This window comes from Marinoscillum luteum (assembly GCF_044005705.1).
In the GTDB taxonomy this organism is placed as follows: Bacteria; Bacteroidota; Bacteroidia; order Cytophagales; family Cyclobacteriaceae; genus Marinoscillum; species Marinoscillum luteum.
In genome coordinates, this window is sequence record NZ_JBIPKE010000015.1 from 482,638 (window position 1) to 506,029 (window position 23,392).

Here is a 23,392-nt window from a genome sequence, read left to right on the forward strand (position 1 = left end):
ATCAAAACCAAAACGAACATGGAAAAAGAGCCCAAAGTAACCGGCATAGGTGGTATATTTTTCAAAACCTCAGACCCCAATGCCACCAAAGACTGGTACAGACAAAACCTGGGCTTGGTCACTGATCAGTATGGATCTTCCTTCGAATTTAGGAACACCAATAATCCAGATGAAATCAATTACCTCCAGTGGAGTCCCTTCACCAATGACACCACCTACTTTCAGCCTTCCCCCAAAGAGTTTATGATCAACTACAGAGTGCAGAATCTCGAAGGCCTCCTTGTCAAACTTAAAGCTGCGGGAGTCACCATTTGTGATGAGATAGAGGAGTTTGAATACGGCAAATTCGTACACATCATGGACCTGGATGGCAACAAGCTGGAGCTTTGGGAACCTGTGGATCATGTTTTCACAGAGATGCTCGATGGTAAAACCACCAAGTAATCACTGCCTTTTGATAAAAAATCATGAAATATGACTATTTTGATCGGTAGAACCGTTCTAAAAGATAGTCATGACCAAGATTCTACTCACCAAACTTCAATGCATCGTCAATGATGAAATAGACGAGGACGAAGTGTTTCTCAAGTACAGAGGCGAGAAAATATGGCCTGATTCGGGCCTCTATAAGGGCATAGATACTTCCGAAACTTTTGACGTGAATGTGACCATCGAGAATGAAAGCCCGGAGGAACCCATGGTAGTGGAGTTATGGGACTTTGATTTTCTCAGTGCCAACGACTTTCTTGGCACCTTCACCATGAAAATAGGATCAGACACCGAAGGGAGTTTCAGCACCAGCATGGCACTCAAAGAAGAAGGGAGTACCGCATCGTACATACTTTACTGGGAAATTTTATAAAAGCAGGCAACCAAATTAGTCGATTGTCTGTTTACCTGCTGATATGTCAAATTTCCACGAGTTAATCAACCGAAACACCCCCACCCTGGTAGACTTTTATGCCGACTGGTGTGGGCCGTGCAAACTTATGCCCCCCATCCTCAATGAGGTGAAATCAAACCTGGGTGGTGCAGTCAACATCATCAAGGTAGATGTAGACAAAAACAACAAAGCCGCACATAAATACGGGATACGTAGCATTCCCACGCTTATCCTTTTTAAGAATGGTAAAATCCTCTGGCGCAAAACAGGCGTGGCCCAGGTGGCTGAAATTCAGCAGGCCGTCAGGAAAATTGCCTGATCATCGAGGATGATAGATGGAGGTGGCCGTTTTCCTTACCTCCTCTATGTCCAGTGTCATTGGCTTTCGCTGCTGCTTCACAAACTTCAGCATCTGATCTGCATAGTGTGGACTATCGGGTTGGTTGCTGGCACCATATACATTGATGGTTTCTATGATGGGTAATCCTTCTTCAGGATACCGCACCAGCATGATCAATGATTCGCCCTGCGATGCGCGGACGCGACCATCCCTGTAGGGCACAGCATCCATGGCCGTGATCACATCCATGATCCCGTTCACTGGCATTTCGTACGGCCCCCTCACCAGCAATTGATAATCACCCAAGCGGATGTCCAGCCTTTTGAAATGTTTCTTCAGATAGGCATGTGTGTAAGCCACCGCTTCCCAGGCTTCGGCTTCCGATAGCGGATATGGAACCCCGGTATACTTCGATCGATACTTGTCTACTAAGTGCCGATACAGAATCATGAATTGCGCTGCTCCAAGGTTATTGAAGTGCGCCGATCGGTCCCACTCATGGAGGATCTTTATGAGCTCGGCATACTTTCGGTGCTTCATACTATCCAGCTCAAACAGGGCACTCAGATCGGCCGGATAAGCCAGCTGCTGGGGTAAAGTGTCATCATATTTTACAGCCAAGAAATCCTCCCAACTCAGTACATCATATTGATCCATCAACTCTCTGAACCGGGTGCTCCGGTTGTTCTCAAACTCCCGGTAACCCATGGTGGGATCGTAGTCCTCCGGGTTGGGGTTGTCCTCTATTGCCGTGCAACTGAATGCTGAGTTGTTGGTGTTAAAAACATAGCCCGATTCCGGATTCAAAACCTGAGGTAAATCCTCTAGTGGATGAAACTCACCAGACAGGGTTTTACTGGTATTTCCAGGCAGGGTTCTGGACCAATCGTACTGAGGATCGCGTCGCGGGATTTTGGCATTGCCGAGGTAAAAGATGTTATCATCCCGATCGGCATAGACAATGTTAAATCCCGGAATAGCCACCATCTCCAATGCCGATCTAAACGATTTCCAGTCGGTGGCTTTGTTCATCTGGTACCACTGCTCCGGCGCCCGTAAGTCATGAAGCGCACCCAGATTAAAGGCAAAAAAACCTTGCTCATTTTTCACTACTGGCCCATAAATACTCCTGAAAACGAGCTTTTTTACCTTGATTTTAATGCCAAATATTATTCTGATTGATAATTTAATCTCTTCTGAATCAAGGCTTTTCCATTCATCATCAAACCTATACTTTAATCCATTTTCAGAATCCATCTCCAACTGAAACACATCAATCTTGTCCGGATAGTTGACGGTATGCGCCCATCCCAAATTTTCATTGGTCCCATGAAAAATGGTGGCCCCTCCCGGGAATAGTCCACCCAGCGCATTCCAACCTTCATCACTCACCAGATGTGCCTCATACCAGCTGGTAGGCCCTTCCAAGGGTTGGTGTGAATTGATGTTGAGATAGACATAATCATCGGCTGTTTTCCTTCGGGCAAAAGCAAAAGCATTGGACCCTTTTCCGGAGAGGTCAGGAGCCTCCGCCACATTCCCTTTGACAAGGTTTCCAATCACCTGATCCGCCCCGGAGATCACCGCCAGAGAGAGTACATAAGCTGAGAGTACTTCCTTCACAGTGATGGGAAAAGACCCTTCCACCAGCACCTTCTCTGGATACCTCGCTGCATAGGCATTGAGCCCATCGGTATAGGCGGTAATAAGGGCTACATAGTCCGGTGACAAAGTCTCCCATTGAGTGTCCACCACTTGCCTGCATCCCAGCAGGGCCACCACATAATCGGCGGCTGCTCCCTGCTTCCCCAGGTGCAGACCGAGCATCTGTTTCCCGGCCAGCATGGTCAGCTGAATGGTCTGAAAATCATCCTCGGCATGTGCCCATGCCAACCCGTAGGCTACTCCAGGGTCCGTAGGCGCATAGATGTGAGGCACTCCATAGGCATCGCGTATGATTTCTACCTCCTCCGGCTGCACCTGCCCATTGGCAAAAAAGACACAAATGACACCAATAATTGCGCTAAAGATTTTCATATTGCATTCAGGAAATTAACTATGCCACAAGATAAAAAATATAACATTGGGTTGGTGCTGAGTGGTGGCGGTGCCCGTGGTTTTGCACATTTGGGAGCACTGCAGGCATTGCATGAAGCCAAAATCTATCCCGATGTGATCTCAGGAGTAAGCGCGGGCGCCATTGCAGGAGCCTTCTATGCCCATGGTATGGCGCCTGAAGACATTTTCGAGCTCCTCAAAGAAAAAGGGGTGCTGGAGTATTCCAAGTTTGGGTTCCCGATCAATGGACTGCTTTCGCTGGACGGGCTGGTGCGTGAGATCAAAGAAAACATCCCGTGTGAAGATGTGAGTGAGCTGTCAAAGCCCGCCTTTTTTGCGGCTACCAATCTGAACACTGGAAAAGCTGAGTACTTCAGCAAGGGAAATCTCTGCAAGGTGGTAGCTGCTTCGGCTTGCATCCCCATCCTCTTCAGCCCTATCAAAATGAATGGTTATCAATACATAGACGGGGGCACCTTTGATAACTTTCCTGTGAAGCCCATTCTGAACAAATGTGAGAAAATCATTGGGATCAATATCAGCCCTGTCAATGAAATTGAAGAGTTGAAGTCACTATCGGCCATTGCTGCCCGCGTGTTTCAACTAAGCGTGAATGCCACCGCACATAACAGCCTGAGAGAATGCGATCTACTGATAGAGCCTAAAGAACTTTTTAAGTACAGCATACTGGACAGTAGCGCTGCGAATGAGGTCTACCAAATCGGCTATGAGGCTACGAAGAAAGAATTAGAAGAGAACCCCTTGGAAGACTGAGAGCACCTGACTATTTTGTGGCCTCAATTAAAATACGATCATCATGATGAACCCGTGGCATAACGTACGAATAGGAAAAGAATCTCCTGAGGTGGTAAATGGAATCATCGAAATTCCGCAAGGCAGCCGGGCCAAGTATGAATTGGATAAGGACTCCGGGCTTCTTATTCTGGACCGGGTGATTTACTCTTCTATGTACTACCCTGCCAACTACGGTTTCATCCCGCGTACCTACTGCGATGATGGTGACCCACTGGATATCCTCGTACTTTCACAGATCGTCATAGACCCACTATGCATCGTACCTGCCAAGGTGATCGGGGTAATGCAAATGTTGGATCAGGGTGAGAAGGATGACAAGATCATTGCCGTGGCTCAGGGAGACATGAGTGTCAACCACATGAACGATATTGGTGACTTGCCACCGCACTTTGTGAAAGAACTCAGAAATTTCTTTGAAGACTACAAGAAGCTAGAGAAGAAGACGGTGGTCATCGAGGATTTTCAGGACCGGGATACGGCCGTAGACATTGTCAAAAAAGCAGTGGAAGACTACACCAAAAAGTTTGGCTAAATCAGTTGCGTTTTTTTCCTGACAAGTTTGTGATCGAGCCACTGAAAGACCATCACCATCACACCGATCAATAGTCCCCACAAACCGATCTCAGGCAGGAGTGCAAGCGAATCTTTGTCTGCAAAAATGACCAGGCATATCAGTCCGGAAAGCAGGAAGCCAGACATGACCAGGCCATAGACCCATTTCATGCTGCTGTCCATAGCTGCTTCTCTTTGATGAATTTTGGTAAGTACACGATCAGAAAAGTCCGCTGGCATGGAAACCTCCAAAGATCTTTTCAAGGCTTCTTCAAGTTTTTGATCTATTTCATCTTGTCTCATAAGTCATGTATTTCTTTCCCTATATATGGCTCCGACAGTGTTCTTAGCTTCTGCTTAGCTCTGAACAGGTAGTTTTTCACCGTGCCTTCCGGCATTTCCGTCACCTGTACAATTTCAGGATAACTAAATCCCTCCAGGTAATAAAGCGTGAGCACTGTCCGATAGTTCAAAGGCATCTGAGCAATCAATGAATGGATAAATGTAGCATAGTCTGCCGTTTCTACCGAAAGATCCTCATGCCCTACGCTGAAATGAACCATCTCCAGGTCCTGTTCTTCCACTTTACGGTTGCGCTTCCGCAAATGATTCACCGCCATCCGATAGGCAATGGTCGCTATCCATGTGGAGAGTTTAGCGTCAAACTTAAAGGCACTCAGGCTTTCGTAAACCTTCACAAACACATCCTGACAGAGCTCCTCTCTGTCCCGGTCATCATCTACCAGCCTGGTCACCATATGCACCACCAGCCGCTGATACTTATCGATCAGCCGCCTGAAAGCCCATTGGTCCCCCTTCAGGACATCTAACACCAGTGCTTTATCCTCCATTCAAGTATCATTAGACAACATCGGGCTCGCGGATGTTGCAGCCATCCTTAATTTATTTCTTTTTAAAAAAATCTACCACACCCTGCAACATTTACCTGATCATCTGCTGTCTAACCTTCCAAATCTTAAAAACAAAAAAATCATGGATCATCATTTACAATCAGTGCTCATGCCCATAGCGGTGCTCGGCACACTTTCAGTAGGTATAGTTCTGATCATCAAAACCCTCACCGAGTATTTTCTCCGAAAGAAAATGGTAGAAAAAGGCCTGGTAGGCGATGATGCCGGCGAGCTCCTGAGAAAACAGGCAGAGAATAAATATGCAGCGCTCAAATGGGGCCTGATCATTCTCTTTGGCGGACTGGGACTCATGATCATCGAGGTGATCCCATATGACACTTCCTCCCCTCTACCTTATGGTGTATTGGCCACCAGCCTTAGCCTGGGCTTCCTCATCTACTTTGGGTTGGTACAAAAAATGAACAAGGACGGTAATTAATAGCGCCATGTGGAGAAACTATTTCATCGTTAGCTGGCGAAACATCAAAAAACACAAGGCCTTCACCGCGATCAATGTGGTGGGTCTTTCGCTCAGCATGTCGGTCTGTCTGTTATTGATCTTGCTCGTCTATGATCATTACTCCTACGATACCGTTCATCCGTATGGAGACCGGACCTATAGGGTACTCACCTACCAAAAAGGAGCACGGGGTATCTTCTCCAATGGCTATGCTACCTCACCGCTCCCCATCGGGGAGACACTGAGTAGTGGATATACCATTGCTGACACTTACACCAACCTCAATCATGGGCTGCATGGCGAAATACGCTCAGCGCACAAAGTGATCAATCCTGAGTCAGAATTTGACGGACGCTCGTTGTTTGCTGATCACAACTTTTTCAAGGTATTTGGATTTGATCTCAAAAAAGGTGATCCTCTCACCGCCCTGAATGAGCCCTACTCCATGGTACTGACCTCCCAGATGGCCAATCTACTTTTTCCACAGAGAAACGCCCTGGGTGAAGAGGTGATCATGGAAGGCATGGGCCGATACAAAGTGACGGGAATACTGACCGAGGAATTACCCAAGAGTCATATCAAGTTCAACCTCCTCGGGAGCTTCTCCACCATCCCTCTACTTGTCAAAGAGAACCATATGACCAATGAGTATAAGGAATGGGAAACCACCTGGATGAATTATAACTACATCGTGCTCAATGAGAAAGCCTCCAAAGCAGAAGCCCAGGCACTGATCAACCAGATCGCATCAGAACAAATAAAACTTAAAGAAGATCACCCAGGGTATGAGTTTGAACTTCAAGGGCTCTCAGAGATCGTGCCCGGAAGGCTTCTCAGCAACGAAATCTCCTTTACCCTGCCTAAAATCGTGCTCTTGTTCTTCGGACTGCTTGGACTGGTGGTCATTATCACAGCCAGCATCAACTACGCCAACCTTTCAATCGCCAAATCGCTGACCAGAACCCGGGAGATTGGCATCAGGAAGGCCAATGGAGCTTCCAAGGCCCAGATCATCACACAGTTTCTGGTGGAATCGGTACTCATCTCCACCCTATCTCTGGTAGTGGCCATTGGTATCTACTGGTTTCTGATCGATCAGTTCAATGCTCTGTGGATCTTCAATCAGGTAGGTATCACCCTTGAAGACACCGTGTTCGCTTATGGTTTCTTTCTCCTATTCAGCCTCCTTCTCGGGATCATTTCCGGCGTAGGCCCATCGTATTTCGTCTCCAGACTAGACACCATTCGGTCTTTGAAGGGCAGCGGAGCCTTTTCCAATACCCTCAAGAGTGGTTTTTTCTCCAAAATATCTGGTAAAAAAATTCTGTTGAGTGTCCAGTTTGGTCTTTCCATAGTCATGCTGGTGAGCATCTTTCTGATCAGGGATCAGGCCAATTTCCTGACCAGGAGTAGTTTTGGGTTCGACGATGAGCACATCTACTTTGTACGGCTACAGGGACATGATCCCAAAGTGATCGAAACGGAATTTGCAAATACCCCGGGGATTGAAAACGTCACCTTCACCTCACATCACCCCGCAGTGGGTAGATCGCACGGTGCCAATATGAAACTCAATGAAGTGGATGAATTCATCACCGTCTATCACTTCTCTGTGGAGGAAAGGTATGTGAGTGTCATGGGACTTGAGCTGATCGCAGGTACGGATTTCCCCAAGGCAGCGAATCAGGAGCAGGAAAAGTTCATAGTAGTGAATGAGCTGGCCACGAAGCGTTTGGGTTTTGAATCTCCCGCTGCTGCGGTGGGTGAGCTGGTTTACATCGAAAATGACACCAGGGTGAAAATCGTCGGGGTGGTCAGGGACTACCATTGGGAACCGCTGATGAAATCAATAGAACCTCTGGCCCTCCGAATCAAACCCGGGGATTATCAGTTTGCTTACTTCAAAATCGCGGTAAATGATCCTGGCGCTTTTGGCAAGGGGATGGAGCAAAAATGGAATCAGTATGACCAGGCCAGAACCTTTCAAGGGGGATTTCTCAACGAAGAAACAGACCTTTTTTATCAGTTCTTTTATGACCTTGGTGGAATTCTCACCTTCATCTCCTTGATAGCCATAGCCATTACAGCACTGGGCTTTCTGGGTATGGTAAGTTTTCACCTGAAAACAAGAACAAAGGAGATCGGAATCAGAAAGGTATTGGGTGCCAGTTTTGGGCAGATCACCCTGGCTATGACAGGTGGTTTTATGGTGATGCTGGCGGCTACTGCCCTGGTTATGGTGCCTGTAGCGGTCTTCGCCAACGGGCTCTGGATCAACCAAATGGCTGTGCACTCTCCTATCAGCATTTTCAACGTGGGGCCCGCCATACTCATTGTGGTACTGTTATCTGGGGCTACCATCCTCTCACAGGTATGGAGAAACACCTCTGAAAATCCAGTCAATGCATTGAGGTCAGAATGATCACTTGGGGATACCCGCCTTATTGGCCATACCACATGCCGTACAGGTGAGTATCCCCATAAAGTTTTTCTCCTGGCAAGCCATGCATTCGTAATAGGTAATCTCTTTGAGGGGGTCTCCCTGCTCATCGAAAAAAGCTACCGGAGTATCACACTTCTCACAAACATAATTGCGGAGTTTCTCCAGTCGCTGATCCTTCTCACAGTGTGGGCAGCGCACAGTCACCCCTTGTTTGCGCTTATTGATAGAAGATACCCGCATCCAAAAAAACAGCGGAATCACCACAATCATCAAAGCAATCACCCAAATATTTTCAATTTCCATCGGTTTCAAGTTACTTAGAAGAATCAAATTCTCCGTTAACTAGCCGATTAACTAAATGAAATTCAGATTATCCATTGGGTTGTCCCTCCTTTGGTATGCTACATTCGCACAATCTCCGCTGCATTCCACGCTTCAAAACAGTCCCCTGGGGTATACCCTAATCACCCCTCCCGGCACGGCCAAAGGACTGATTGTTTTTATTCCGGGTTTCGCACAAACTGCCGATCAACTTCTTCAGGAAACTGAATTTGAAAAGTTGGCCTATCTGTATGGAATCACCACCATCGTGGTACCCTGCGGACGCAAGATGTATGCCGACGGCCAGGTGGTGAAGCTACTGAATGAAGCCATCATCGCTACATTGAGTGACTACAACATAGCGCCTAATAAGGTGGTGATGGGCGGATTCTCAGCGGGCGGCACCATCGCATTGAAGTACACCCAATACTGTCTGAAATACCCTGAAAGCTACCCCATCAAACCTAAAGCAGTCTTTGCAGTGGACTCGCCTGTAGACCTGAAAGAAATCTACAGCTATATGGAGCGTGAGCTGGAAAAGCAATACTCAGAGGCCGGAGTAAGTGAAGCATATGTGATCAAGGCCCTCATGGAGCGCGAACTGGGCGGAACTCCCACAGAGGTACCTGTCCGATATCAGGAACTGAGCCCCTTCACCAAAGGGGCCAAACTAGGTGGAGAAGCAGAAGTTCTCAAATCATTTCCTATCAGACTATACCACGATGCAGACATTCAATGGCAACTAAAAAACCGCAGAAGGAGTTTCTATGACATGAATATAGCTCCAGCCTCTGAGATGATCAACCAGCTGATGCTCTTGGGCAACACCCGGGCTGAGCTCATGATGACTGTGGGTAAGGGAGTGCGCAGCAATGGTGAAAGACATCCACACTCCATGTCCATCGTGGACGAACAGGAGCTGATGATCTGGATTCTGAAACATCTGGAAGTAGACACCAACCCTTCTCATAAAAAAGCGAGTAATTAAACCAAAACATTTCATCATTTCTAAAAAAAGAAAAACTCAAAATCTTCTTGCCTTTTCACTTTTATCAGGTTTACTGGCCTGAGATTTGATCACCAAACTTGTGATCACTTTATGATGAACTAAAAAATTTTTTTTTGAACCCTCAATCCAACCAAGAGTCGCCAAGTCATGACCACACTTTTTCGCACCAACGCCCAACATGCTGATTTCATAGAACTTGTCAGCCAGCTGGATGCCGACCTGGCCGTCAGAGACGGACGGGACCATGCGTTTTACCATCAGTTCAATCAAATAGATCAGATCAAATATGCCGTGGTGGCTTATCTGGATGATCAGCCATGTGGGTGTGGCGCCATCAAACAACTGGACCCGAAAACCATGGAAGTGAAGCGCATGTTTGTGAAGCCGCAACACCGTGGAAAGAAAATGGCGTTTCAGATCCTCAATGAGCTGGAGCAGTGGGCTGCCGAACTGGGCTTTGATCGCTGCGTATTGGAAACCGGCTATAAACAGCCTGAGGCCATTTCTCTCTATGAAAAAAGTGGCTACCGGATCATTCCCAACTACGGCCAATATGCCGGTGTGGCCAATAGTGTCTGCTTTGAAAAGCGGCTGAAAGAATAAGCCCTCTATGATCATCACCTCATAAAAATAAAAGGAGGATTCGGTCTCAGGAAAGCGTAGCTTTGCAGTCATCAAGTTAATCCCCATGACCACAAGTTTTACACCTTCTTTCCGTTTCGCATGATCCCTTCCACTCATGCTCCGCTCATCAGTCCTGAAGACTACGATCTCCTGCTCGGTGCCAAACCACCTACCCCAGAGCTTACTCCCATTTCTTTTGCCGAAAGGGAAGAACTTCTGGACCTTGTGATTGCTGAAAACATAGAATACCGATACATCAACGGATCATGTGAAGACCGGGCGCATTACATCTCCCTACTCCTGAAAAAACATCAGGTGACTGCTGGTAAAATCTGGAATTTCGCACCTGCCAGGTATTCCCTCTCCTCGGATGAGCTCTTCAATATGACCGACCCGTTGGGAATTTCTGAAAATACCACCTGGGGCTACCACGTAGCACCTTTCCTCACGGCCTACAATGAACAAGGGGAAATAGAAACACTGGTGATCGATCAGTCACTGAGTGCAGATGTGCTCCTGACCATAGACGAGTGGCTTGCCCTCATGAACTGTCCCCGGTCTATTTACCTGCTCACAGATGCAGACAGCTACCTGTTTTTTTCGCTCAACAACTACCTGATGCAGGACGAGTCCGCTCCTGCGGATGAGTGGCCGGCCTTTCTACCCTCTATTATCACCGGCAACTTCTGGAACCTGGCCCCTGGAGATGATTACGTACAAAAAGGACTCTCCATCAATGACCTGGCCCTGGAGATCTTTAGCATCAAAAATCAGTTGCCAGCGCACGAAGAGGCCTATCTGCATGAGCTCCTAAAAAACATTGATGATGTCATCCGGCTCACCGAAGTGGCCAAGCCTGCTGAACTGTCATCCAAGACCTATCGCAGCCTGATCAGCTACTACGACAAGCGCTATGCGCACTGGAACGACCGTGTGGCGCATACCCAGGCGTGCCTCAACTAGCTGAATTCAATCTACTGCGTAACTTTTGAAATGTCGCTCTTTGATGCGGGTTCTGTAATCTGTGATGAGCGCACTGTAGCTCCCCACTCCCAGTCCGGGTGTCACGTAGTAGTAGATCTTTCCATCGGAGGCATCTGAGATTACATGGGTGTCTATGCTCCCGCGCTCACCCGGTGTACTCACGATCTGGAGATAGGCATAGCTGGCATCCCTGGCCAAAATAGCCTCACGAATCACAGATGGATCAACCAACTGCACAGGATACGGGTATATCTCAGCGAGCTCTTCAGCAGCTACCTTCGGGTCCACGTCGTTCTGATCGATGAGGAGAATCTTATCCTTCAGCTCCGGGTTATTCGCCTCTATCTGTTTAGGCATTTTGCTCATCTTGTTTTCACTATCAGTGGCCAGGTACCTCAGGAGGTACTGGATTTGCTGTACACCATAGACCGCACCCGACAATGAAGGATAAACAGAAGGAAGAAACACACTGACCAGCGGTTTGGTATCAGAAATCTCCAGCGTGGTAATTTCCCTGGACAGCACCGTGTATTTTGAGGTGTGATTATAGGTCAGTTCTCCAGTGGAGGAAGTGCGCCACCCGGCCGGGTCGCCATCGGAGCCACTCACCAGTCCTATTCGCTCATACTCCAGGTACTGACCAAAACTGATCAGCAGGTATTGATCGGGGTTTTTCTCTATGAGTTCGAAGGCTGTGGCCTCCGGGTGAAATTCTACCTTCTCGGTCAAATCCCAAAAATTCTCCAGCGCATATCTGAGGGCAAAATTGCGCCCTGCTATTTGGTTTTGATAATCCTCCAGTGCTTTGGGATACTTCTTACTGAGCTTGGATACTATTTTGGGATCGGGCTCCTCCAGCACGAGCAGCAGTGTGGAGTTCTTAATCTTCTCGACATCTTTCTGGTCGGTATTGAGAAATTGGGCGTTGGCTGCTACGGAAAGTACATACAGCAGACATACAGACCCTAGTAATCTGGTCATAGGCGAATCATTATTTTAGGCACATCGAAGGTAGAAAAATATCCGCATCAGTCATAAGCAATTGATTGATAATGGAAGAATGCTGAGTATTTCTTACCGATCCAACTCTTTCAAGTAGTTTTGTAGGCGATCCCTACGGCCTTGAAAGACATTCTCCTCATCACTCCCCCATTCACACAGCTCAATACGCCCTATCCGGCTACTCCCTACCTCAAAGGCTTTCTCAACACGATCGGACTAGAAGCATACCAGATGGACCTGGGCATGGAGGTGATTCTGGCGCTTTTCTCTAAGGATGGCCTGCAAAATCTATTCGCCGAAGCGGAAAATGACCAGACCGACTGGTCTGAAAACGCCCTCAGGATTTTTGCTCTACAAGAAGACTACCAGCATACCATCACGGACACCATGGCTTTCCTGCAAGGGAAAAATCCATCCTTCGCCAGGCAGATCTGCTCCGGGCAGTACCTCCCCCAAGCCAGCAGGTTTGACCAGCCCGATGAGCTCGACTGGGCCTTTGGCTCCATGGGCTTTCAGGACAAAGCCAAACACCTGGCCACCCTGTACCTGGAGGACCTTTCGGACTTCATAGTAGAGTGCGTGGATGAAAACTTTGGATTTAGCCGCTATGCCGAGCGGCTGGGGCGAAGTGCCAACTCCTTTGATGAACTCTATGCGCACCTGCAGCAGCCTCCAACTTTTATAGACCAACTTACCATACAGCTCCTGAAAGAGCTACTGGAGCCGCATACGCCTCAGCTCATTTGTTTTTCCGTCCCCTTTCCGGGAAATCTGTACAGTGCTTTCAGGTGTGCGCAGTGGATCAAAAGCCATTATCCCCATACCAAAATCGCGATGGGTGGCGGCTTTCCCAATACCGAACTGAGAAGCCTCTCCGACCCACGGGTCTTCAGCTTCTTTGACTACATCACCCTGGACGATGGGGAACTGCCCATAGAGCTGATCGCTGAGCAAACGCTCCATCCTGACCGTAGTGTTTTACTGAAAAGGACCTTCCTTATGGAAAACGGGGAAGTAGTCTACCAGAACTCCTCTCCCCGGCCCGACTACAAGCAAACGGCAGTAGGCACCCCCGACTATTCTGACCTGCCACTCTCCGAGTACATCTCTGTGATAGAAATGGCCAACCCCATGCATAGCCTGTGGAGTGATGGCCGCTGGAACAAGCTCACCATGGCCCATGGGTGCTACTGGGGCAAATGCACCTTTTGTGACATCTCTCTGGACTACATCCGCCTGTACGAACCCATCGCTGCACGCACGCTGGTAGACCGTATGGAGGCCATGATCGCTCAGACAGGCGAAAAGGGATTTCATTTTGTGGATGAGGCCGCACCGCCAGCACTGATGCGCGAAGTGGCTCTGGAGATCATCCGCAGAAAACTTAGCGTCACCTGGTGGACCAACATCCGGTTTGAGAAGAGCTTTACCCGTGACCTGTGTGTGCTCCTGAAGGCCTCCGGATGCATAGCGGTATCGGGCGGACTGGAAGTAGCCTCCGACCGGCTGCTACAGCTCATAGACAAAGGCGTGACCGTGGAGCAGGTGGCCAGGGTGACCAGCCACTTCACCGATGCGGGCATGATGGTACATGCCTACCTCATGTATGGCTACCCTACCCAAACCGTGCAGGAGACCATCGACAGCCTGGAGATGGTGCGCCAGCTCTTCGAACTTGGCGTGATGCAGTCAGGCTTCTGGCATCAGTTTGCCCTCACGGCCCACAGTCCTGTAGGGCTCAACCCGGATGCCTACGGTATCCAGCCAGTGCACAACGACATCTCCTTTGCCAACAACGACATCCAGTTTAGTGATCGCACGGGCATCGACCATGGTCAGTTTAGCTTTGGGTTGAAAAAATCCCTGTACAACTACATGCACGATATCGGGTTTGAGCTGCCCCTGCAGGAGTGGTTTGATTTCAAAATCCCACGGACTTCTGTCAAAAGAGATTTTATAGAAAACTGCCTGGAGACCGACACAGAGTACCTGATCCGACCTACTGCCAGGATTCTCTGGCTGGGTGGAACACCGGCGGTCAGCTACTCCTCCCGAACCAAGAAAGGGAAAACCAAAGAAATGATGCACCTGACCATTCAGACCCGAACGGATGCCCTGCAGGTGAACCTGGAAAAACCAAAAGGACAGTGGCTGCTGGCGCAACTGGCGCAGCTCACCCCGGACCACCCTGCCCGCACCCTGGCACAGCTAAAAGCTGAGTATGATGCGGAGTTTGGAGCGTTTGAGCAGTTTTGGTACTCCAAGCCCATCGACCTCCTGCGAGACCATGGCCTGCTGGCGTTGTAAGCCAAAGGAATGAATTCCTGTTCGTGCCCAAACAAAGAAGTCGACAAAAACAGAAGAACAACTCAACACGGAAGATCGACCCCAAAGCAATCGCCACGCCCTATAGCTAACAATGGTTTGTTCAGGTAGTAAAAATTGGTAGATTTGGGATAAGGCGGCTTGCAGCTATAGGAGGTTGAGAGTCGGTTGTTTGATCAGTACTGAATATCAAAATCACCATTTTAAACAAAGGATTATGGAAAAAATATTATTCCTAATTATAGCAATCATGATTACTTATGCCTCGAAAGCACAGCATGATGAAACTATAAATGGAACAACATTTAAGACAAATGGGAATGTAGGTATTGGAACATCAAACCCAAGCGGGCAATGGGGTGAAAAACTTCATGTTTTTTCTTCCAACTCTAACAACGGAATTAAGATAGAGCGAGGCGATGGAGCTTCGGGTTCATTTTTAGCCTATCAAAATGCTGTGTATCTAGGTTCAGGGTCTAGTCATAATTTGGGATTTTTAATAGGCGGTAGTACCAAGGTACTTCTAAATACAAACGGAATTCTAGGAATTGGTACAACTACTCCATCTACCCAGTGGGGTGAAAAGCTACACGTACATTCGAATAACTCAAACACTGGCATAAAAATAGGACGTGGTGACGGGGCGTGGGGATCATTCCTTGCCTATGAAGATGGAGTTTATCTAGGATCTGGTTCAGTCCACAAACTCGGTTTTCTAATTGGTGGCCAGACAAAATTACTAATCAATCAAACAGGAGATGTAGGTATCGGAACGACCTCACCAGATGCCAAACTTGCAGTAAATGGCACGATTCATACAAAAGAGGTCAGAGTTGATTTAAATGGTTGGTCAGATTTTGTTTTTGAAAAAGATTACGAACTTCTAACCCTTGAAGAAGTCGAACAACATATAAACGAAAATGGTCATCTCCCTGAAATCCCAAGTGAGGCCGAAGTAACTGAGAATGGGATCAACTTAGGTGAAATGAACGCAAAACTGCTTCAGAAGATTGAGGAATTGACACTTCACCTTATCCAGGAGCACAAAAACACCCAAGAACTTTCTAAGAAGATAGAAAGGTTAGAAAATGAACTCACCACTCTGAAAAATGAGCAAAAGGCCAAAACAAGCGATTAATTAAAAAGGGGCTTTCATCATTGAAACTGAATACAAAACAGAAAGCCAATAGCTTCTTACCGGTATGAGTATTTGAATTGTGTAATGCTCGCCAATCAAAATCTTCCAAATTATGAAAAAAACAATTCTACTTCTAATACCCATTGCCCTTAGTCATTTCGCGCATGCTCAGTGGGTAAATGATGAAAATAATTACACCTCCGGTCAGTTGGCGATCGGATCATCAGCAACATGGGCTCCTCTTACCATTAACAGTGTTTCTGGAGCTAATGGTAACGTTGGAGTTTCATTGGCTTTCGATGGTACAATTCATCCCGAAATTGGGTATAGGTTTAAAGCAAATGGTTCAAATTACTATCAAGTATTATACAATGGTAGCCATATCATGTGGAAGCATTATGAAAGTAGTAATTATGTACCTAAAATGTCACTCTCTAATGAGGGTAATTTAGGTTTAGGAGTTGCTAGCCCATCAAGTTCACTTGACATTTTGACTAAATCGGTTAGTGGTGGTGAACATCTAATTAAATTGAAAGTATCAGATGCTACTACTGACTATTTAACAATTCAAAACAACACCGGAACGGGTGGACAATTCATTCCAGCCATAGTGGGTTTCCATGAGTCGGATAACAGACTAGCACTGAGATTAACTGCATCAACCTCCTCATCAACTGATAACGGAAGCAATGCATTAATGATTTTTGACTCTAGACAAATCAATGGGAGTTCTCATTCAGCAATATCTGCCCGACCTCTTTTTCAATGGTCCAATTTCACTGATGCAAAAATGACCATGCTTGCAAATGGGAATTTAGGTTTGGGGACTGAATCTCCTGATTCCAAACTTGCAGTAAATGGTACAATTCATACGAAGGAGGTCAGAGTTGATTTAAATGGTTGGTCAGACTTTGTCTTTGCAAATGATTATAAATTACCAACTCTGAAAGAAGTAGAAACATACATCTCAGAAAACAAACATCTTCCAGAAATCCCAAGCGAAGCGGAGGTATCTGAGAACGGGATAAATCTCGGAGAAATGAACGCCAAACTGCTTCAGAAGATTGAGGAATTGACGCTATACATGATCGATATGAATAGGCGAATGAACCAACTCGAAACTGAAAATACAGAGCTCAAAGAGAAAGTTCAACTTCTTGAAGACAAATGACATATTAAGATGAAACCAAGAAAACCTGAAATCTCTCCTGTGTCCCTAAAGCCATTAATCTGCAATAGGTAGTGGGTCTCTGGCACGTTGTGAGTCACCCCTTGCCGGTCGCGGCAGATTTCGCTATTTTGCTGCAATTAAGCCAGTGGTGAGCACACAGCGCCATACACGGGCATTACGATCAATCACTTTCTAACTAGATACTAAGATGTCAATAAAAATTACGGTCTTAATTCTAATACTATTTTTTTCATTTCAACTTTCAGCTCAGCAAGATTTGGAAATGCAAAATAAGAATATCAAAAATGTTAATAACATTACGATTAATGATCCAGGTGTTAATGAAGGAATACAATGGTTGCAATCCAGTGCAAATTGGACAATTGATGTCTCTCCTGAAACTAGAACAAATAATGACGGAAATTTAAACTTGTATGGAACTTCGGGAAACATTGTCCTTTGGAGACCGCTTAGGCTAAAAAGCGATCTTCAGGTTTTGGGTTCTGGTGATCACTACATATCAAACGGCAATCTCGGATTAGGCACTACAACTCCAACATCTAAACTTAGCATTAGGAATGTCGGAGCTTTGGATGGTGTTAAGCTTTTAGACTTTTCTGAATCGAATGGGGAATCATTCCTATTCAAAGGCAATTTCCTAGGAACTGGTGCTTCGGGTAATTCCGTATTTATCGGATCAAATGCCTCTGGATATCAATCCAATATTATGACTTGGAGAGGAGATGGAAATATTGGGGTTGGAATTACAAACCCAAATGCTAGAATGCATTTATATAAAGACGCCTCCGGTTCTCAAACACTGCTTATATTAGAGAAAAATGAAGGCGATATCAACGAAAACTCAGAGATTAATCTAGATTTCGTTTTTACGGATGATAATACAAACGGCACTCCTCAAGCTAGAATAAGCTCAGTGGCAAATACAGACGCTTCCAACGGAGGTGGTATGGAAGCAGAAGGTACTGCTGATTTAAAGTTTTGGACGGCAAGTTCGGTGAATAGCACGACGAACAACTTAGTTGAAAGAATGAGAATAACTAGTCAAGGTCATGTTGGAATTGGAACCACAAACCCAGATCCGAACTTCAAATTATCTGTCAATGGAAGTATTAGATCTAAGGAAGTGAAAGTTGAAGCTAATTGGTCAGACTTTGTCTTCTATGATAATTACGAACTTCGAACTCTTGAAGAGGTTGAAAAACACATTGCTGAAAACGGACATCTCCCTGAAATCCCAAGTGAGGCTGAAGTAACTGAAAACGGGATAAATCTAGGAGAAATGAACGCCAAACTGCTTCAGAAGATAGAAGAGATTACGCTTTACATGATAGACATAAACAAGCAGGTTCAACAATTAACGTTGGAAAATCAAGAACTGAAAGAAAAGGTTCTGAGCCTTGAAAACCAATAAAGATCATAATCGAGTAGATGAGCGATAAGCCCACCTGTGCGCCTCACTAGGCGTGTCCCTCACTTCCGCCAGACCTATGTGTCGGTCGCTGCTTTCACTTTATCCTTCGACACGGCAGTTTGCAACTGCCTGCTCAGGATGACAAACGACACGGCAGTTTACAACTGCCTGCTCAGGATGACAAGCGGCACGGCAGTCGGTAACTGTCTGCTCAGAGGACAATCAACCCTTCATAAACGTGAATTCGAGGTATAAGCCCATAAGTGGACATGGCTGGCTTTGTCACCCTGAGCTCCGTCGAAGGGTAAGACAAAGCCCCTGATCTTATGGAGATGTCTCCAACAAACCCATCTGATAATTAACAGCAAATCCCACATCTTCTGGATAACCTCCCCTATAGCCAATAATGGTTTGTTCAGGTGTTAAAAATTGGTAGATTTGGTATAAGGCGACTGCAGCGATTGGGGTTGAGATCTGGTTGTTAGCGGTTATTGAAAAAATGCAAAGAATTTAGAAACTAAATGATAGAATTTTACCGAAAATATAAGCCCGTAATCTTCTTCTATTGTTTGGCATGTTTATTTTCATGGCCTTTCTTTTTTTGGCGAGATGTTCATTCAGATAATTGGAACAGTCTACAAATTGACCCTATTATTAAAACTTGTTTTATAATGTGGGGGCCTGGTTTATCTGCGATAATTACTAGCTTAATTTTTAAGGAAAAAATAAAAAAAACAATCAGTTTTTTTGGAAGCTCTATTCTCAAAAGTTTTTTGTTCTGGAGCCTTCCAATGATTGCATTCCTAACTTTTGGAGACTATGACAATGAAGGTTTAACAATTGGTCGCATCGCTATATACTTTGGTGGAATTTTCCTTTTTACTTTAGGTGAAGAGCTAGGTTGGAGAGGCTTTTTACAAGACCAACTTAATCATTTACCAAAATGGAAGCAATATCTTATAATAGGTACATTGTGGGAATTTTGGCACTTCACTACACGAACATTGTCGGGATCAATTACTGCAAGAATTTTGAGACCACTTCTTTTTATTATACCAAACACCGTTCTTTCTTTTCTATTTGGTGAAAGTGTAAATAAATCTAAGTCGATTATAGTAGCAGTGACATTTCACGCATGGTACAACCTACTATTTGAATTTAGCAACAAAACCACCTATATAATTTTTTCTATCTCGGTACTATTTTGGGTTTTTATGCCGTTGACTTGGGATAAAAAAATAGAGTTTAAAAAGCTAATAAACCCCTAACAAAATGCATAATGCACAGCCTTCGGGGTACGCATCATACACAAATGTTATACTTAATCGCGCCTCTGTGGAATGAATTTGGAAACGGCAATCAAACAAAGAATCGAATCTATAAAGGATTTTGCCAACCTTATGCCTGGTGCTGTCATTATCCTCAATATTCAAAAGGGATTTAGCGTCGAGTTCATGTCCAAATCCGGTACTGATCTACTCGGTGTGACGCTGGCAGAATTACAGAATATGGGAGCGGATTATCATCACCGATATTTCAACATGAAAGATTCGTCCTACTATCAGGTGAAAGTGGAAGCGCTTCTGGCTCAAAATGATATGGATCAAACCTTCACATTATTTCAGCAAGTAAGGTCATCAGAAGAGGCTGAATTTCAATGGTATTTTACTTCAACTAAAATATTCATGCAGGATTTTGAGGGAAGGCCTCTCCTGGCCATTTTTCATGCTATTCAAATTGATCCCAATCATCATTTATCAAAGAAAGTAAGCCAGTTGCTGGAAGAAAGTACGTTCTTTCGGGATCACTACCCTGTATATCGAACCCTCACCAAACGAGAAAAAGAAATGCTCTTGCTGCTGGCAAAGGGAGCCACTAATAAAACGATTGCAGAAAAATTTTCCGTATCGTTAGATACTATTGACAGCCACAAAAAAAACCTAAAGAAAAAACTCGGAGTAAAAGAGAGCTCAGAGCTCATCCAATACGCCAGGGCTTTTGAATTGGAGTGAATTATGCCTTAGAATAGGATCTATCTTAGTTCTCTTACAGTCAACAAACGACTTTGATAGTCATTGTTTCCCGGCCAGTTATTTAATGGATCGCCTACAAAATTTGTTCGATATTCGACCCTAATAGTATGTGTTCCGGCACTGAGAGATATTATTGAACTAATTGAATTATTGCAGTGACTGGCATTGGAGGGTGAAGTAATAACCCGCATACCGACCTGATCCACTTCATCAACCAATAATCTGGTCGCAAAATAGGGAGTAGAATAATAACTCGGCGCAAAAGCAGAAACATTGTACGAAACAAACACATCCGCTCCATCGTCGAGATCTATTGTGATCAATAGGTCCGTCACCTGCCTCCACACATTGGGCGATCCTGAAAAAATAAATTGACTGATCCCAGAAATCCTTTGGAAGGCCAATTCTTTTTGATCCAGACTTATTGCATAAGGAGATTCTGTGGTACCCTCACCAGAAATAGAAATTTGATCACCCGCAATCAGGCTGGTTTCTGATCCATCTATGCTTAGGGCATTCAATTCACTTTGAAGCTGTGCAACATCGGCTGAGACTGACTCTACTAAAGCAGTGGTAGCCAGACCACTCAGGTCCTGATCGCCCGTATTTGTCCCTGACAGATTACCAAGATTGACCAGATCATTCGATGTTACAGAAGCAGCAGGACTCGCATTAAAATCAGGGTCGCTTTCGCTGTACTCAGTCAGATAGTCCTGCAAGTCGGTAACTTGACTCCCACTTATAGAAATACCTTCGGATTTGTCCCACTCAGCAAATACAGGATCAGCTTCAGTGAGGCCACCTCTAAGTGTTTCTGCTGTTTTAGCATACAAGGCAACCGGAACACTCAATAACTGGCTAACACCCGAAATGGAATAATTCGTCCCACCATTTAGATCTACCTCTGTTTTAATAAAATATGGCCCTGCTCCCCAGTCGATTTGAGAGAATGAAACATCCCCTCCAATTTCAATTGTGATGAGTCCACTGACGTTGGTAACCGGCTTTTGAGATTGTGTGTAAACCGACGCTCCGGTGGCTGAACCCTGCAGGATGGTTACCCTAAATGAGACCGTCTTTTCGGAAACGACATTGCCGGAAGCGTTCCTGATGACCGCTTGATAACTTAACTTATCGGCTACTTGTGCAAATAGACTTAAAGCAATACTGCATACCAACCCAACGGATAAAAAGCACCTTAATGCTTTCATAGCTTGATTATTTTGAATGTTTTGATGATTTTGCTTCCATCGGTCACCCGAAGAATGTAAATAGCCGCAGGCAATAATTGAAGATTCACTGTTGTTGATCTTTCGCGCAATTCACCCATCAAGTGGATGCGTCCGTTTATATCCAAAAGCGAATAGCTCAGGTCTTTGAGTTCAAACTGTTTGGATTCTAGTTTCAAAAAGTGGGAAGCAGGGTTTGGGAAGACGTCCAACTGAAGCCCATCAATCAATTCATCATTGACGCTCAATACCTCAACCTTCAAGGTGTAATGCACACCTTCTGTAGCTGAACCATTTGATCCTGCGATATAGGAATAGAAGGTTTGTCCAACAGAGTAACTAACTGAACCCGTATTTTCAATGAGATTTCCACCTGCTACAGCAAAAGCTTCTTGAGCCTGAACAGAGACAGTAATAGTTGTTAAACAAACAATTCTCAACAGTAACAATAGTTTCACCATCAACCCAATTTTGAATCAAAAATATTGAGTTGGTACACGATTTGAAATCACGGAATTCCGTGATTTTTCAGGTGGACTCCAAGAAAGTAAATAAGCCCCCAAAAGCGTGGGAAGGTCGCGAGTTAGTCCCTTTCCGACCTGAGTGTGAAAAACCTCCCCGGGTAAGCTCTGGAAGACTGATAATTAACAGCAAATCCCTCATTTCCCGGATAACCTACCCTATAGCCAACAATGGTTTGTTCAGGACTCAAAATCTGCTAGATTTGGTATAAGGCGGTTTGCAGCCATTAGAGGTTGTTAGTCGGTTGTTGTGGCAATTACCCGAAATAAAGATGTATGACCTAACTGAAATTGAATCAACTATACTCAGAATTAAGCAGCAATTCTTTGAACGATCATGGTCACCGTCTAACTCATTCAAAGATTCAATGAATGATCGGTTCAGCGACCTTTCATACAAATTGGATAGAATGAGACCTTCATATCTCGCTCCTGCATATCATTTCAACAACTACCTGACTCTAATTGACAAAGACAGCCAATCGAACAATTCAATTGATATGCTGAGCTACCAAATAGAAGCTCAGTCAACATTTATTTCTCTTAAAACTTCCTTAGACAGGTTGGTTGAAGTCTTTCGGTATTTCTACAAGGGTATTTCGCCCCATACCACCTTTGGCAGGTATAGAGAAAATGGGAAGGCTAGAGGATTTATGCAAATAGTAGATAAAGAGAAAGAATCAGACACCTTATTATCAAAAATTGAGAAGGAATATTGGGAATGGATAAAAGAGGCAGTTGAACCGAGAGATTTAATTAGCCACTATCAAGATTTAGGGCTTGTTTACGTAATAGAAGTTGATCCTGAGAACCCATTAACAAGTGGTATGAACTTCAAACCTGTCCATATTACTAAGGAAAGAAAACAAGGTTTGTTGGACGGCCCCCCAATTGATGAGGCTGGAGTTAGTCACACTGAACTACAATACCTTGTTGATCGTTGGTATTCATTCTTTGATATGACGATGGATGAACTAATGAAAAGAAACCCATTGCAGAAGAATTAAGCCACTAACAGACCTTTAGATTCACCCCATTGAATTATTTCAAGATTAGGACATAGCTTAATGTTCTAAAATTATGTTTAACCAGAAAGGATACTGATAGGGGAACATTAACTAACAGGCCAGGTTTTGAAAC

24 protein-coding genes are annotated in these 23,392 nt (G+C 45.2%); 17 read left to right on the forward strand and 7 right to left on the reverse strand.

Going from position 1 to position 23,392, the window contains the following annotated elements; translation table 11 throughout:
• Positions 1 to 18 precede the first annotated feature (18 nt).
• The 3 genes from ACHKAR_RS09850 (at position 19) to trxA (ending at position 1,202) form a co-directional block, all read left to right on the forward strand.
• Complete coding sequence (locus tag ACHKAR_RS09850; RefSeq protein ID WP_159579115.1) at positions 19 to 444, forward strand: VOC family protein; 426 nt, start codon at positions 19 to 21, stop codon at positions 442 to 444.
• Positions 445 to 514: 70 nt separating this feature from the next.
• On the forward strand, positions 515 to 862 hold the full coding sequence (locus tag ACHKAR_RS09855) for a C2 domain-containing protein (RefSeq protein ID WP_395417277.1): 348 nt from the start codon (positions 515 to 517) through the stop codon (positions 860 to 862).
• A gap of 43 nt (positions 863 to 905) precedes the next feature.
• The gene (trxA, locus tag ACHKAR_RS09860; RefSeq protein ID WP_159579111.1) at positions 906 to 1,202 is read left to right on the forward strand and encodes a thioredoxin; all 297 of its coding nucleotides are present in this window, start codon (positions 906 to 908) and stop codon (positions 1,200 to 1,202) included.
• On the opposite strand, the gene ACHKAR_RS09865 is transcribed toward trxA, so the two are convergent.
• The gene (locus ACHKAR_RS09865) at positions 1,203 to 3,260 is read right to left on the reverse strand and encodes a penicillin acylase family protein (protein WP_395417278.1); all 2,058 of its coding nucleotides are present in this window, start codon (positions 3,258 to 3,260) and stop codon (positions 1,203 to 1,205) included.
• Positions 3,261 to 3,281: 21 nt separating this feature from the next.
• On the opposite strand from ACHKAR_RS09865, the gene ACHKAR_RS09870 reads away from it, so the two are divergent.
• Both ACHKAR_RS09870 and ACHKAR_RS09875 read left to right on the forward strand, forming a co-directional pair.
• Complete coding sequence (locus ACHKAR_RS09870) at positions 3,282 to 4,055, forward strand: patatin-like phospholipase family protein (protein ID WP_395417279.1); 774 nt, start codon at positions 3,282 to 3,284, stop codon at positions 4,053 to 4,055.
• Between the two features lie 43 nt (positions 4,056 to 4,098).
• Positions 4,099 to 4,629 (forward strand): inorganic diphosphatase, encoded by a 531-nt coding sequence (locus ACHKAR_RS09875; RefSeq protein WP_185155802.1) that lies wholly within the window; start codon positions 4,099 to 4,101, stop codon positions 4,627 to 4,629.
• On the opposite strand, the gene ACHKAR_RS09880 is transcribed toward ACHKAR_RS09875, so the two are convergent.
• On the reverse strand, positions 4,626 to 4,952 hold the full coding sequence (locus ACHKAR_RS09880) for a hypothetical protein (protein WP_395417280.1): 327 nt from the start codon (positions 4,950 to 4,952) through the stop codon (positions 4,626 to 4,628). The two genes, ACHKAR_RS09875 and ACHKAR_RS09880, sit on opposite strands and share 4 nt — an antisense overlap.
• Positions 4,949 to 5,500 (reverse strand): RNA polymerase sigma factor, encoded by a 552-nt coding sequence (locus tag ACHKAR_RS09885; protein ID WP_395417281.1) that lies wholly within the window; start codon positions 5,498 to 5,500, stop codon positions 4,949 to 4,951. The genes ACHKAR_RS09880 and ACHKAR_RS09885 overlap by 4 nt, the downstream gene beginning before the upstream one ends.
• Before the next feature lie 142 nt (positions 5,501 to 5,642).
• Here ACHKAR_RS09885 and ACHKAR_RS09890 point away from each other — a divergent pair, with 142 nt between their 5' ends.
• Together ACHKAR_RS09890 and ACHKAR_RS09895 are read left to right on the forward strand one after the other, a co-directional pair.
• Positions 5,643 to 5,999, forward strand: coding sequence for a DUF6249 domain-containing protein (locus ACHKAR_RS09890; RefSeq protein WP_395417282.1), 357 nt, complete (start codon positions 5,643 to 5,645; stop codon positions 5,997 to 5,999).
• Positions 6,000 to 6,006: 7 nt separating this feature from the next.
• Positions 6,007 to 8,442, forward strand: a complete 2,436-nt coding sequence (locus tag ACHKAR_RS09895) for an ABC transporter permease (RefSeq protein WP_395417283.1) — start codon at positions 6,007 to 6,009, stop codon at positions 8,440 to 8,442.
• Here the strand turns inward: ACHKAR_RS09895 and ACHKAR_RS09900 are convergent, their stop codons facing one another.
• On the reverse strand, positions 8,443 to 8,766 hold the full coding sequence (locus tag ACHKAR_RS09900) for a DUF2614 family zinc ribbon-containing protein (RefSeq protein ID WP_395417284.1): 324 nt from the start codon (positions 8,764 to 8,766) through the stop codon (positions 8,443 to 8,445). It abuts the gene before it with no gap.
• Between the two features lie 55 nt (positions 8,767 to 8,821).
• On the opposite strand from ACHKAR_RS09900, the gene ACHKAR_RS09905 reads away from it, so the two are divergent.
• The 3 genes from ACHKAR_RS09905 (at position 8,822) to ACHKAR_RS09915 (ending at position 11,380) form a co-directional block, all read left to right on the forward strand.
• Positions 8,822 to 9,772, forward strand: a complete 951-nt coding sequence (locus ACHKAR_RS09905; RefSeq protein WP_395417285.1) for a hypothetical protein — start codon at positions 8,822 to 8,824, stop codon at positions 9,770 to 9,772.
• Between the two features lie 168 nt (positions 9,773 to 9,940).
• Positions 9,941 to 10,396: a GNAT family N-acetyltransferase gene (locus tag ACHKAR_RS09910; protein ID WP_395417286.1), complete on the forward strand. Its 456-nt coding sequence runs from the start codon at positions 9,941 to 9,943 to the stop codon at positions 10,394 to 10,396.
• Positions 10,397 to 10,516: 120 nt separating this feature from the next.
• The gene (locus tag ACHKAR_RS09915; protein WP_395417287.1) at positions 10,517 to 11,380 is read left to right on the forward strand and encodes a protein-glutamine glutaminase family protein; all 864 of its coding nucleotides are present in this window, start codon (positions 10,517 to 10,519) and stop codon (positions 11,378 to 11,380) included.
• A 6-nt stretch (positions 11,381 to 11,386) separates the two neighbouring features.
• Here ACHKAR_RS09915 and ACHKAR_RS09920 read toward each other — a convergent pair whose 3' ends face one another.
• Positions 11,387 to 12,382, reverse strand: coding sequence for a hypothetical protein (locus ACHKAR_RS09920; protein WP_395417288.1), 996 nt, complete (start codon positions 12,380 to 12,382; stop codon positions 11,387 to 11,389).
• A gap of 141 nt (positions 12,383 to 12,523) precedes the next feature.
• Between ACHKAR_RS09920 and ACHKAR_RS09925 the strand changes: the two genes are divergently transcribed.
• From ACHKAR_RS09925 to ACHKAR_RS09950, 6 genes are all read left to right on the forward strand, one after another.
• A complete protein-coding gene (locus ACHKAR_RS09925; protein WP_395417289.1) occupies positions 12,524 to 14,710 on the forward strand; it encodes a B12-binding domain-containing radical SAM protein in 2,187 nt (728 codons plus the stop codon).
• Positions 14,711 to 14,945: 235 nt separating this feature from the next.
• A complete protein-coding gene (locus ACHKAR_RS09930) occupies positions 14,946 to 15,866 on the forward strand; it encodes a hypothetical protein (RefSeq protein WP_395417290.1) in 921 nt (306 codons plus the stop codon).
• Positions 15,867 to 15,978: 112 nt separating this feature from the next.
• Complete coding sequence (locus ACHKAR_RS09935) at positions 15,979 to 17,037, forward strand: hypothetical protein (protein ID WP_395417291.1); 1,059 nt, start codon at positions 15,979 to 15,981, stop codon at positions 17,035 to 17,037.
• Positions 17,038 to 17,245: 208 nt separating this feature from the next.
• Positions 17,246 to 18,469, forward strand: coding sequence for a hypothetical protein (locus ACHKAR_RS09940; protein ID WP_395417292.1), 1,224 nt, complete (start codon positions 17,246 to 17,248; stop codon positions 18,467 to 18,469).
• A 521-nt stretch (positions 18,470 to 18,990) separates the two neighbouring features.
• Positions 18,991 to 19,737 (forward strand): CPBP family intramembrane glutamic endopeptidase, encoded by a 747-nt coding sequence (locus tag ACHKAR_RS09945; protein WP_395417293.1) that lies wholly within the window; start codon positions 18,991 to 18,993, stop codon positions 19,735 to 19,737.
• A gap of 72 nt (positions 19,738 to 19,809) precedes the next feature.
• Entirely contained in the window at positions 19,810 to 20,481 is a 672-nt protein-coding gene (locus ACHKAR_RS09950) for a helix-turn-helix transcriptional regulator (RefSeq protein ID WP_395417294.1), read from the forward strand.
• 20 nt (positions 20,482 to 20,501) lie between these two features.
• Here ACHKAR_RS09950 and ACHKAR_RS09955 read toward each other — a convergent pair whose 3' ends face one another.
• Together ACHKAR_RS09955 and ACHKAR_RS09960 are read right to left on the reverse strand one after the other, a co-directional pair.
• The gene (locus ACHKAR_RS09955; protein ID WP_395417295.1) at positions 20,502 to 21,713 is read right to left on the reverse strand and encodes a hypothetical protein; all 1,212 of its coding nucleotides are present in this window, start codon (positions 21,711 to 21,713) and stop codon (positions 20,502 to 20,504) included.
• A complete protein-coding gene (locus ACHKAR_RS09960; RefSeq protein WP_395417296.1) occupies positions 21,710 to 22,192 on the reverse strand; it encodes a T9SS type A sorting domain-containing protein in 483 nt (160 codons plus the stop codon). Before ACHKAR_RS09960 ends, ACHKAR_RS09955 begins: the two co-directional genes overlap by 4 nt.
• A 470-nt stretch (positions 22,193 to 22,662) precedes the next feature.
• On the opposite strand from ACHKAR_RS09960, the gene ACHKAR_RS09965 reads away from it, so the two are divergent.
• On the forward strand, positions 22,663 to 23,259 hold the full coding sequence (locus ACHKAR_RS09965) for a hypothetical protein (RefSeq protein WP_395417297.1): 597 nt from the start codon (positions 22,663 to 22,665) through the stop codon (positions 23,257 to 23,259).
• Positions 23,260 to 23,392: the final 133 nt, after the last annotated feature.